The sequence below is a fragment of the Massilia sp. METH4 genome (genome assembly GCF_037094685.1).
Taxonomy (GTDB): domain Bacteria; phylum Pseudomonadota; class Gammaproteobacteria; order Burkholderiales; family Burkholderiaceae_D; genus Rugamonas.
Window position 1 is genome coordinate 3992318 of sequence record NZ_CP146614.1, and the last position, 12010, is coordinate 4004327.

The following is a 12010-nucleotide window of genomic DNA, read 5'->3' on the forward strand; positions in this document are numbered from 1 at the left end:
TGCTTCACACTGGCTGGCATCGGCATTCCATGCCATCCATACCGAAAAGGATACGATCGATGAGCAATACGACCATGCGCGCCCTCGTGCTGAACGACTACGCCACCGGCATCTTCACCGACACGCGGCTGCCGCGCCCGGTGCCGGGCGAAGGCCAGGTGCTGGTGGAGGTGCACGCCAGCGGCGTGAACCCCATTGACTACAAGATCAGGAAAGGCGTGGCGCCCTATGCAATGCCGGAACTGCCGGCCGTGCTGGGCACCGACCTGGCGGGCGTGGTGGTCGAGGTGGGGCCGGGCGTGACCGACTTCGCCATCGGCGATGAAGTGTATGGCCTGACGGGCGGCGTGCGCGGCCTGCCGGGATCGCTGGCCGAATTCACGGCCGTCGATGCGCGCCTGCTGGCACCGAAGCCGCGCAACCTGACGATGCGCGAGGCGGCGGCCCTGCCGCTGGTCTTCCTCACTGCCTGGGAAGGCATGGTGGACCGCGCCCGCGTGCAGGCCGGCCAGCGCGTGCTGGTGCAGGGCGGCGCCGGCGGCGTGGGCCACGTCGCCGTGCAGATCGCCCGTGCCTTCGGCGCCGAAGTGTATGCCACCGCGTCGGCCACCAAGCGCGCCGTCGTGGAAGGTTATGGCGCCGTGGCGATCGACTATGCATCGACCTCGGTGTCTGAGTACGTGGCCCAGCACACGGGCGGCGCGGGCTTCGACATCGTGTACGACACCGTGGGCGGCACCTCGCTCGACGATTCCTTCGCCGCCGTGAAGCGCTACGGCCACGTGGTCAGCTGCGCCGCATTCGGCACGTACAATATCGCGCCGGGCTCCTTGCGCTCGATGACGCTGACCGGCATCTTCGTGCTGCTGCCGATGCTGACGGGCGAGGGCCGTGCGCACCACGGCGACGCGCTGCACGCAGCCACGCGCCTGGTCGAGGAAGGCAAGCTCAAGCCGCTCGTCGACGAGCGCCGCTTCACGCTGGCCGAGGCCCGCGCCGCGCACGACGCGCTGGAGCAGCACACGGCCCTGGGCAAGATCGTGATCGACGTGCGCGGCTGATTCCGCCGCGCTGGAAGTGGCACGCTTCGTGCTGGGTAATGCAATGACCGATGGCCGTGCCATCGGCGTTCGATTACCCGACACTGAAAGGACCGCCATGCAACGCACCGACGTCACCGAAATGATCATGACCGCCAAGATCCGCAAGGGCATCAGATGGTGCGACGTGGCGGAACGGGTCGGCCTGTCGAAGGAGTGGGTGACGGCCGGCTGCCTTGGCCAGATGACCTTTGACGCACGCCAGGCCGCCATCGTGGGCGAGGTGTTCGGCTTGCCCGAGGAAGCGGTGCTGGTGCTGCAGCAAACGCCGTACCGCGGCTCGCTGCCGACCGCCGTGCCCACCGATCCGCTGATCTACCGCTTCTATGAACTGGTGAACATGTATGGCACCACGTTCAAGGCGCTGATCCACGAGGAATTCGGCGACGGCATCATGTCGGCGATCGACTTCCGCATGGACCTGCAGCGCGAGCCGGATCCAGCCGGCGACCGGGTGAGCATCACGATGTCCGGCAAGTTCCTGCCTTATAAAACATACTGAGCACACTGCGCACCGGCACGGTGCGCAGTGTGCAATCGAGGTGCGAGGCGGGATTGTCAATGTGAATGATAATGCATTATCATTAGAGTTCACATCGACCATGCGGAGGACCGTTTGAACATCGCAAGTATCCCCGGCGCGCGGCATGCCGGCACCGTCCTCGAAGCCGACGGCGTCGTTGCCGGCTACGGCGGCAAGACCATCCTGCAAAAGCTCGACCTGCACGTGCGCGCCGGCGAGATCTATGCGCTGCTCGGTGCCAACGGCGCCGGCAAGACCACCACGCTGAGCCTGTTCCTGGGCTTCGTCACCCCGGGCGCGGGTCAGGTGCGCGTGCACGGCACCGATCCCGTGGCGCAGCCGGACGAGGCGCGGCGCCACCTCGCCTACATTCCCGAGAACGTGGCGCTGTACGAGCACCTCACGGCGCGCGAGAACGTGGCCTATCTGCTCGACCTGGCCGGGCAGGCGCATGACGCCGCCGCCATCGACGCCGCGCTGGGCGCGGCCGGCCTCGCCGCGGCGGCGTTCGACCGCCGCGTGGCCGGCTTCTCGAAGGGCATGCGGCAGAAGGTGGCGATCGCGCTGGCGCTGGCGCGCCGGGTGCCCGCGCTGCTGCTGGACGAGCCCACCTCGGGCCTCGACCCGCAGGCCACGGCGGAATTCAACCGCCTGCTCGGCGTGCTGCGCGGGCAGGGCGTGGCGATCCTGATGGTGACGCACGACCTGCTGAGCGCGGCCGACGTGGCCGACCGCATCGGTTTCCTCGATGCCGGCCGCCTGATCGAGGAAGTGGCCGCCGCGGGCGACGACCGGTTCGACGTGCGCACGCTGCACCGCCGCTACGGCGGCCAGGCGGCATGAGCGCCGCCGTGCCCATCGGGCCCATCGCCCGTGTCGCGCGCATCGCCGGCGAGGAGTGGCGCGCGCTGTTCCGCGACCGCGCCGCAGTCGCCGGCGTCGTGCTGCTGACGGTGCTGACGCTGGTGGCGGCGCTCACCGCTTACGAACACCAGCGCAATGCCGATGCCGAGCGGGCCCGCTACCAGGCCCAGGCCAACCACGAGTTCGCGGCCCAGCCGGACCGGCACCCGCACCGCATGGTGCACTACGGGCACTTCCTGTTCCGCCCCCTGAATGCACTGGCCGCGTTCGACCCGGGCATCGACGGCTTCACGGGCAACACGCTGTTCCTCGAAGGGCACCGGCAAAACAGCGCCAACTTCGGCGACGTGCGGCAAACGTCGCTGCTGCTGCGCTTCGGCCAGCTGACGCCGGCGTTCGTGCTGCAGGTGCTGGCACCGCTGCTGCTGGTGTTCTTCGGCCACGCCGCCGTGGCGCGCGAACGCGAGACGGGCACGCTGCGCGTGCTGCTCGCCCAGGGCGTGGGCAGCCGCCAGCTCGTGCTGGGCAAGCTGCTGGCGCTGGCCGGCTTTGCCGGGTTGGCGCTGCTGCCGGCGCTGGCCGCCCTGGCGTGGTTCGCGGCAGCCGGCCATGCACCGTGGCCGCTGGCCCTGGTGCTGGCCGCCGGCTACACCGCCTGGCTGCTGCTGTGGGTGCTGACGGTGGTGCTGGCGTCGATGTGTGTCGCGCGCGGGCGCGATGCCTTGCTGGTGCTGCTGACCGCGTGGGCGGTGAGCGTGATCCTGCTGCCGCGCTGGGTGCCCGACCTGGCCAACACCGCCGTGGCGCTGCCCACGCGCTTCGAGGATGCCATCCATGTGCAGCGCGATTACCTCGCGCTGGGCGACTCGCACAATCCGGACGACCCGAAGTTCGCCGCCTTCCGCGACGGCTTGCTCAAGCAGTATGGCGTATCGCGCGTGGAAGAATTGCCGGTCAACTTCAAGGGCCTGGTGGGCATGGAGGGCGAACGCAAGTCCAGCGAGCTGTTCAATCGCTACGCGGCCGCTGCGTTCGAACGGCAGGAACGGCAGGGCGCCATGATCGATGCTTTCGGCTGGGCCAGCCCGGCGCTGGCGCTGCGCCGCCTGTCGATGGCGGCGGCGGGCACCGACCTGGCGAGCTACCGCGGCTTCCTGGAGCAGGGGGAGCGCTATCGCTACGCGCTGATCCAGGGGCTGAACCGCATCCAGGTGGATCGGTTGGCCTATGCCGACGATATCGACGCCCGCAAGGACAATCGGGTGTCGCGCGAGCACTGGGGCCATTTCCCCGAGTTCCGCTATGAAGCGCCGCCGCTGGCCGATACGCTGGGCCGCGTGGTGCCCGCGGGAGCCGCCCTGGCGCTGTGGATCGTTGCGCTGGGCGCGCTCGTGTGGACGCTGGCCGGCCGGCTGGGGAGGGTGGCGCGATGAGCTGGCTGGCCTTCGAACTGCGCCTGATCCTGCGCTCGCGCCTGTCCACCGCCGCGCTGGCACTGCTGTTGCTGCTCGCGAGCCTGGCGGTATGGTCCGGCATGCACGAAGTGGAGCGGCAGCGGCAGACGATCGCGCGCCTGGCGCCGCTGCACGAGCAGGACGTGGCCGCCCTGGCGGCCCGCTACCCGAACGGCAAGGATGCCGGCAACGCCGCCTACTACACGTTCTACAACACGTGGGATGCGCCGTCGGACGCCGCCTTTCTCGCCCTCGGCCTGCGCGACGTGGCGCCATATGTGCTGCGTATCCGCGCGCTGGGCCTGCAGGCCCAGCTCTACGAAGGGGAAACCTTCAATCCGGAAGTGGCACTGCCTGGCCGCTTCGACTTCGCCTTCGTGCTGATCTACCTGGCGCCCCTGTTCGCAATCGCGCTGCTGCACGACCTGGTGTCGGGCGAGCGCCAGTCGGGCCGCCTGCGGCTGCTGCAGGCGATGCCGGGTGCAGGCCGGCTGTGGCGGCGGCGCGTGGGGCTGCGCTATGCCTTGCTGTTCGCCGGCCTGGCATTGCCGGTATGCGCCGGCGCGGCGCTGTCGGGCATGGGCCTTGCCGCCACGCTGGTCGTGCTGGCGGTGGCGGCGGCCTACCTGGCATTCTGGACCGGCGTGTCGCTGCTGGTCGCCACGCGCCGTTGGCGCTCCGTCACCAATGCCACCGCGTTGATGGGCGCCTGGGCGCTGCTCACGCTCGTGCTGCCCACCCTGGCCAACGTGGCGCTGGGCCGCGCGATCCCCGTGCACCAGGGCGTGGACCTGATGCTGGCGCAGCGGCAGACGGTGCATGGGGCCTGGGAAGTGCCGCGCGCGGAAACGATGCGCAAGTTCGTGGCCACCCACCCGGAATGGAAGGATCGTGCCGAGGTGGCGGGCCGCTTCCACTGGAAGTGGTATTTCGCCTTCCACCAGGTGGGCGACGAGAGCGTGGCCGGCGCGGTGCGCGCCTACCGCGATGGATTGCAGGCGCGCCAGGGCTGGACGGAGCGGCTCGGCTGGCTGTTGCCCGGCGTGGGCGCGCAGGCCGTGCTGCACCGGCTGGCGGACACCGACCTGCCGGCGCAGCTGGCCTACCAGGACGCGATTGCGGCCTTCCACGAGCGCATCCGCAAGTTCTACTACCCCTACCTGTTCAATGACAGGCCCTTCGGCACCGCCGATTTCGACCGGCGGCCGGCGTTCGTGCCACGCGTGCCCGGCGGGGCACCGCCATGGCTTGACGCCGCGGTGTTGATGCTGCTGGCAGGCGGCGTGCTGGCGGCCGGGCTGGCGCGGCTCGGGCGCCTGCGGCAGTGACAAACCCGCATCGGCGCGGGTAGAATCCTCCGTTTGACGCAAACGGTGTCCTCCCGCCTGCCGGCCGGAGGATGAAACGGGAAGCCGGTGCCGCGCGGGATTGCCTCCCGCGCCAGGCCGGCGCAGCCCCCGCTGCTGTATGCCCGACGACCCGGTTCCACCGCCACTGTGCCGCGCACGGGAAGGCAAGGACCGGGAAGGATGACGGCGAGCCAGAAGACCGGCCGTTTGCCCCGAAGTGCCGGGCCCGGGGTGTGGTCCTGCCCCATGTTTATCGCGGCAATTCGGCCGGACGACCTTGACCATAGCTCCCTTCGTGCGCGCGCTGGCCGCGCTGCTGTGCATCCTGGCCTGCGTGCACGCCGGGGCCGCGACCATGTTCGCGCTCGTGACCGAGCGCGCCGCGCCGGTGGCGATCGAAGCCGCGCACCGGCACCTGGCCGCCCATCCAAAAGACCGCATCGAACTGCGCACGCCGGCGCAATGGATGGCGCTGGACGAGCGGGAGGTGGCACGGCTCGTCGCCGGAGCCGACACGATCCTGGCCGTTTCACTGTTCGGCGATCCGGCGCACAAGCTGAAGGCCGCGCTGGCACGCCACGCCAGGGCGCGCACCACCGTGCTGGCCTTCAATGGCGATGCGGCCCTGAGCCTGATGAGCCGCGATGCGCGCGGCGCCATGCGCGATTTTCCGGCCGAGACACTGCGCGACCTGTCCACCGAAGCGCCGCCGGCCGCCGCCTTGCGAGCCGCCGAGGCGCATGCTGCCGCAGTGCACTGGCTCGCCGCGCGCCGCGTATGGCAGGCCGGCGGTGCCGACAACACCGCGGCACTGATCGCGCACCGGCTGCACCCCGCAACGCCGCTGGCCGCTCCGCTGCCGGAACCGACGCTGCGCGTGAAGGCGGGCGGGCGCGAACTCGTCGACGCCGCCGCCTGGGGCAACGGCGCGCAACTGGGCCTGGCGGCACGGCCGGCCGTCGTGGTGCTGGACCTGTCGAACATGGATGCGGCGGTGCCTGCCGCCGTGTGCGCGCGCATCGAAGCCGCGGGCCGGCCCTGCGTGCAGGTGCTCGCGCGCTGGGGCGGCGCATCGCGCGAGGCGCTGGAACGGTTGCCCGAGCTGGTCGCGCCGGCCCGGCCGGCCGCCCTCGTGGTGCTGCAGGATTTCGTGGTGGGCGCGGCGGAAGGGCGTGAAGCGGTGACCGAAGCGTTGGCACGCCTCGACGTGCCGGTGTTCAAGGGGATTCGCCTGTCGGACCGTACCGCGCTGCAGTGGCGCCTGTCGCCGGATGGCCTGCCGCCGGACTCGGTGCAATACCGCGTGGCGCTGCCGGAACTGCAGGGCATCGGCCAGCCGATCGTGGTGGCCGCGCTTGGCCAGGCGCAGCGCGACAGGGCGACCGGCATCGAGAACCGGCCGCCGGTGGTGCTGGAGGCGGAAACGGCGCGGCTGGCGGGGCGCGTCGCGCGCTGGCTGGCACTGCGCGACAAGCCCAATCGCGACAAGCGCGTCGCCCTGATCTACTACAACCACCCGCCGGGGCGGCAGAACATCGGCGCCGACAACCTCGACGTGCCGGCCTCGCTGTTCGACATGCTCCACGCCTTGAAGGATGCCGGCTACACCGTGGGCGACCTGCCGGCCTCGCCGGAAGCGCTGCTGGACAGGATCATGGCCCAGGGCGTGAACCTCCCGGAAGACCGCGCCGCGCTGCGCGACATGGCAGGCACCGTGCACACGGTCGGCGCGGCCGACTATGCGAAATGGTTCGCCACCCTGCCGCCGCGCGTACGGCGCGAGATGACCGGCGGCTTGCTGGGGCGGCTGCATGTGGACGTGCTGGAAGCGGAACGCGCCGGCGAATGGCAGCTGGGCCGCAAGCAGGTGGACGTGATCGTAAAGGAATTGCAGCACCTCGTGGAAGGCGCCGATCACCCGCGCCGCGAGGCTGCCATGCGCGACCTGGCGGCGCTGGGCGACGGCTATCGCGCGTGCCTGGCCGCGAAGGCCGCGCAGCGCTGTGCCTCGCTGGATGGCTTGAGCCGCAAGTTGGCCGGCTACGGCATCGAAGGCTTGAAAGGATGGGGCGCCGCGCCCGGCCACATCATGGTGGACAGCGGCCGCATGCTGGTGCCAGGGATCGTGTTCGGCAATGTGTTCATCGGCCCGCAACCGCCGCGCGGCTGGGAAGTGGACGAGGAACTGCTGCACGCGAACACCAGCATCACGCCGCCGCACCAGTACCTGGGCTTCTACCACTGGGTGCGCGACCGCTTCGGGGCCGACGCGCTGGTGCACGTGGGCCGCCACTCCACCTATGAATTCCTGCCCGGGAAAGCGGTGGGGCTGGCAAGCGACGACTATCCGAGCCTGATTGCCGGCGACCTTCCGGGCATCTACCCGTACATCGTCGATGGCGTGGGCGACGGCGCGGTTTGGCCGTGATCGTCGACCACCTGACGCCGCCGCTGGCCAGCACGCCGCTGTACGACGAGCTGCTGGCGCTGCGCCAGGTCGTGGAAAGCTACGAGGCGGCCAGCTCGGAATCGCTGAAGGCGCAGGCCGCCGGCGTGATGCGGGAGCGCGTGGCGGCGCTGAACCTGAAGGCGGAGCTGGAAGCGTCGATGGCGGACGTGCTGGCCGTGCGCGGCATCGGATACGACGCGGCGGACGACGACCTGCTGGCGCACGAGATCGGCCACTATCTCACCAAGCTGCAGGAAAAATTCATGCCGCACGGCTTGCACGTGTTCGGCCGGCCGTGGCGGCAGGAATCGATCGACCTGATGCTCGCCTCGATGAGGAAGGGCGGCATCGACAGCCCGGACGTGGCGGGCCGCCTGGCCGATTCGCCGCGCCTGGAGATGCGCGCGCTGCTGGCCGGCCTGGACGGCCGCTACATCGCGCCCGGCAAGGGCAACGATCCACTGCGCTCGCCCGAGGCGCTGCCGACCGGGCGCAATTTCCACGCCGTCGACGGCGACATCCTGCCGACGAAACTGGGTTACCAGCTGGGTGCGAACCTGGCGGGCAAGGCCATCGCCCGCGCGCCCGATGCCGCGGGCAGCGAAGGCATCATCCTGTGGGCTTCCGACGCGGTGCGCGACGAGGGGGTGATGGTGGCATTCGCGCTGGCCATGATGGGCGCCGAACCCGTGTGGAATGCGCGCGGCATCGTCACCGACGTGCGCGTCAAGCCGGGCGCGCCGCGGCGCGACGCGGTGGTGACCACGTCGGGCCTGTTCCGCGACCTGTACCCGAACCTGATCCGGCTGATCGATCGCGCCGGGCGGCTGGCGCTGGCAGCATCGGCCAACAGCCTGGTGGCGCAGGACCCGTCGCTGCGCACGGCGCTGGAAGCGGCGCTGGCGCCGTTGAACGATGCCGCCTGGGGCGACGAGCCGGTGGCGGGCAATCGCGTGGCCGGCGAATGGCTCGTGCGTTTCCGTGCGCTGGCGCGTTCCGGCCAACCGCTTGCCGATGCCGGCCGGGGCGCGGCGCAGCGCGTGTTCGGCGACGCACCCGGCGCCTACGGCACGGGCGTGAACCGGCTCACCGAGCGTTCCGGCGCCTGGCGCGAGCGGGACGAGATCGGTGCCGCCTACCGCAACCGCATGGGCCACGCCTATGGCCTCGACGGCAGCGGCGAGGCACAGCATGCGGCGTTCGACGCCGCGCTGGACGGCATCGCCCGCACCTACCACGGCCGCGCCAGCAACCTGTACGGCCTGTTGGACAACAACGATGCCTTCGACTACCTGGGCGGCCTGTCGCTGGCCGTGGAAGGGCGCACCGGCCGCGTGCCCGACGCGCTGATCCTGCAGCATGCGCAGCCCGGTCGCGCGGACGTGGAACCGCTGGCCGGCGCATTGCTGGGCGAGCTGCGCGGCCGCTTCCTGAACCCGGCCTGGCTGAAACCGCTGATGGAGCACGGCTATGCCGGCGCGCGCACCATGGGCCAGGAATTCCTGGAAAACCTGTGGGGCTGGCAGGTCACGCGCCCCGACCTGGTGAAGAACTGGGCGTGGGATGAAGTGAAAGCGGTCTACTTCGACGACCGCCACGGCCTCGGCCTGCCGCGCTTCCTCGGCGAACGCCACAACGCGCACGTGAAGGCGCACATGCTGGCCATCTTCATGGTCGCCGCAGAGAAGGGCTACTGGAACACCGACGACGCCACCATCGGCCAGATGGGCGGCGAGCTGGCGCGGCTGGTAACCGCCAACGGCCTGCCCGGCAGCGGGCACGCCGCGCCGGACCACCCGATGTGGCAGTGGCTCGCGCCGCGACTGGACGGCGCCGATGCCGCGGCACTGGCCGTGACACTCGCGAAGGCGCGCGGCGAATTGCAGCCGGACGCCACCAACAGCCGAGCTCGTGTCATGGGGTCAGGAAGGAGTGATGCCGTGCACGGCATCACCGCTGCAGCGGCGAGGAGCAGTGCTCCTCGAAACCCCGCCTCGCCCCCAGTGACACGGACTCGGCAAGAAGAATCCGCACGGGCCGAACCGCCGCGCGCGTATGAACTCCATGCCCAGGAGCCGGCGCCCGAGGCACCCGGCATCGCCATCATCAAACTGCTGGCCATCCTCGCCACCGCCATCGCCCTGTTCGCGCTCGGCCTGTGGCGCGGCCGCACCACATCCCCCTTATCGAGGAGTATTCCATGATCGAACCCCATTCCTTCGCCTGGCTGCACGACGCGGTCAGCTGGCTGTTGACGCCCGCGCTGGCGGCGCTGTTGCTGGCCTGTGCCGTGGCCGTGGTCGAGGCGGGCATCGCGGCGGGGGAGCGCTTCCACGGCTTGCGGCGCCTGCGCGAAGGCGGCGACGTCGCGCAAGTGCAGGCCATTGCCCGCCGCCGGCTGGAGCGGGCCGACCTGCTGGCGCGCATTCCGCCGATGCTGGGACTGATGGCCACCATCATTCCGCTCGGGCCGGGCCTTGCGGCGCTGGGCGCGGGCGATCCGGCACAGCTGGCGAGCGCCGTCACGGTCGCATTCGATGCGACGGTGCTGGGACTCGTGGCCGGCATCGGCGGCCTCGTGATCGGCAAGCTGCGCCGCCGCTGGTACGAGGAAACGCTGGAAGCGATGGAGAACGTGCAGGAGGCGGCGGCATGAGCGCGCGCCCCGGCCGCCGGCGGCTGCGCCTGTATTCCCACCTCGATGCGCGCTTCGACGGCGACGACGAAGACCCGCGCGCCAGCCTGGTGAACCTGGTCGACGTGATGCTGGTCTTCGCCTGCGGGCTGATCGCCGCGATCGCCGGCAGCCAGGGCGCGTTGAAAGCGCCCCGGCCGGTCGAAAAGGGCCGGCAGATCGAGCGGCCCGCCACCGGCATCACGCAGGCGGGCAGCGGCTACGACCGGGTGGGCGAGGTCTACCGCGATCCGAAGACCGGCAAGCTGGTGCTCGTCGAGCCGGCTGCGCCGTCAGGAGCGAAGCCGTGACCGCGCGCGCAGCCTTGTGCCGCCGAGGACCAGCAAGCCCGCGAACATCATCGACAGCGCGGCCGGTTCCGGCACCGGCTGGGCCGCCATGGCATTGACCCAGGTGTTGAAGCTCACGGTGCCGTACTGGCCTTCCAGCGCCGTATTGTCGTAGGCCACGGTCATTGTCAGCGTCGTGTCCACGTCGCGCGGCGCGCCCCAGGCCGGGTCCGCGTGCACGGTCACCAGCTCATGGTCCCAGTCGAAGCCGGTCGTGTCCGGGAAATGCCCCATCATGAGGTACATCCAGCTCGCGCTCTGGAACCATTCGTTCGTCCCCGCCGCGCCCGTCACGCCGGCCTGCACGTGCAGGGTCGTGGAAAATTCCACGCGCGTGTTCGCCGACAAGGTAAAGCCCATGTCGCCGACATACATCCACGAGCCGACCTGCACGTCGCCGTGCTCGCCGGGGTTCGCGCTGGCCTCGATGGTCAGCCGTTGCGTCGCCGGCTGGCCGCGGCCGTCGAGCCGGGCCGTGATCGCACCGGCGCTTCCCAGGTCGTAGCCCAGCACGAGCGGGTCGGTGCCCGTCGCGGCCTGCTCGACGAAGCGGGAATCGTCGCCCACCGCGTAGCGAACGCTGCCGTGTGCCATGTTCACCGGGTCGACCGGGCCGGGGTTGGGCAACGGTTCGAACACGAGCGAGGGGGCGATGCCGTCTTCCGGGGCAAGGTCCACGAGCGTATAGCTCAGCTGGCCCTGCGTGACCCGGCCGGAAGCGCCGGCCAAGGCTGGCGGCTGCCAGGCGGCAAGAGCAATTGCGAGGATGGCGGCGAGGATCTTCATTGGACGGTCTCCTGTGGTTTTGCCGCACAGCGTAGCAGGCGCGCCGTTGAAATTCCAGTAACAACACGAGTTCCAGTCACGTGCATCCTGCTACCGGCAGGCGTGATGAAAACGCTACGCAGCCGCCGCCAAGGCACTTCCTTTGGTGAAGCCGCGCACAGTTCGCACGTTCCGTGCACGGCATACTCGGAACCGTCGGGACACATGGACGACAGGCCCGCCAAGGAGCGGAGACGACCTGGAATCATCAATAATGGGGAGGCAATCGTGAGAGGCGCAGAACTGACGCAGGCTAAAACCGTGCAGTACAAGGGCTACGAAATCTGCATGGGATCGGTGTACAAGAACGGCGAGCCGCTGTTCCATTACTACGTGCCGCTGGGGAATGGCGACGGCGGAGTGGAGCAGGGCAAGCGCATCATCGACCAGATCGGCGAGGAAGGCGAATAAGCGCTTCCTGC

At 70.1% G+C, this 12010-nt stretch carries 9 protein-coding genes, 1 pseudogene and 1 riboswitch; of the genes and pseudogenes, 9 read left to right on the top strand and 1 reads right to left on the bottom strand.

Translation table 11 applies throughout. From position 1 onward, the window contains the following. Positions 1-59 precede the first annotated feature (59 nt). The 8 genes and pseudogenes from V6Z91_RS17590 to V6Z91_RS17625 all read left to right on the top strand — a co-directional run bounded on the left by V6Z91_RS17590 (position 60) and on the right by V6Z91_RS17625 (position 10724). Entirely contained in the window at positions 60-1061 is a 1002-nt protein-coding gene (locus tag V6Z91_RS17590) for a zinc-dependent alcohol dehydrogenase family protein (RefSeq protein ID WP_338759042.1), read from the top strand. A gap of 97 nt (positions 1062-1158) precedes the next feature. Then, the gene (gene cynS / locus V6Z91_RS17595) at positions 1159-1602 is read left to right on the top strand and encodes a cyanase (RefSeq protein ID WP_338759044.1); all 444 of its coding nucleotides are present in this window, start codon (positions 1159-1161) and stop codon (positions 1600-1602) included. Positions 1603-1716: 114 nt separating this feature from the next. After that, positions 1717-2466, top strand: coding sequence for an ATP-binding cassette domain-containing protein (locus V6Z91_RS17600; protein ID WP_338759045.1), 750 nt, complete (start codon positions 1717-1719; stop codon positions 2464-2466). Beyond that, complete coding sequence (locus tag V6Z91_RS17605) at positions 2463-3920, top strand: DUF3526 domain-containing protein (RefSeq protein ID WP_338759047.1); 1458 nt, start codon at positions 2463-2465, stop codon at positions 3918-3920. Before V6Z91_RS17600 ends, V6Z91_RS17605 begins: the two co-directional genes overlap by 4 nt. Next, positions 3917-5269 (top strand): DUF3526 domain-containing protein, encoded by a 1353-nt coding sequence (locus tag V6Z91_RS17610; RefSeq protein WP_338759049.1) that lies wholly within the window; start codon positions 3917-3919, stop codon positions 5267-5269. Before V6Z91_RS17605 ends, V6Z91_RS17610 begins: the two co-directional genes overlap by 4 nt. A gap of 26 nt (positions 5270-5295) precedes the next feature. Next, positions 5296-5513, top strand: a riboswitch (cobalamin riboswitch). A gap of 554 nt (positions 5514-6067) precedes the next feature. Then, positions 6068-9940: pseudogene (locus V6Z91_RS17615) on the top strand (cobaltochelatase subunit CobN); the annotation flags it as partial. After that, positions 9940-10395: a MotA/TolQ/ExbB proton channel family protein gene (locus V6Z91_RS17620; RefSeq protein WP_338759051.1), complete on the top strand. Its 456-nt coding sequence runs from the start codon at positions 9940-9942 to the stop codon at positions 10393-10395. The pseudogene V6Z91_RS17615 and the gene V6Z91_RS17620, both read left to right, overlap by 1 nt. After that, positions 10392-10724, top strand: a complete 333-nt coding sequence (locus V6Z91_RS17625; RefSeq protein ID WP_338771911.1) for a DUF2149 domain-containing protein — start codon at positions 10392-10394, stop codon at positions 10722-10724. The genes V6Z91_RS17620 and V6Z91_RS17625 overlap by 4 nt, the downstream gene beginning before the upstream one ends. Here V6Z91_RS17625 and V6Z91_RS17630 read toward each other — a convergent pair. After that, on the bottom strand, positions 10707-11549 hold the full coding sequence (locus V6Z91_RS17630) for a hypothetical protein (protein WP_338759053.1): 843 nt from the start codon (positions 11547-11549) through the stop codon (positions 10707-10709). The genes V6Z91_RS17625 and V6Z91_RS17630 overlap by 18 nt on opposite strands. A gap of 267 nt (positions 11550-11816) precedes the next feature. Here V6Z91_RS17630 and V6Z91_RS17635 point away from each other — a divergent pair, with 267 nt between their 5' ends. Continuing rightward, complete coding sequence (locus V6Z91_RS17635) at positions 11817-11999, top strand: hypothetical protein (protein ID WP_338759055.1); 183 nt, start codon at positions 11817-11819, stop codon at positions 11997-11999. Positions 12000-12010: the final 11 nt, after the last annotated feature.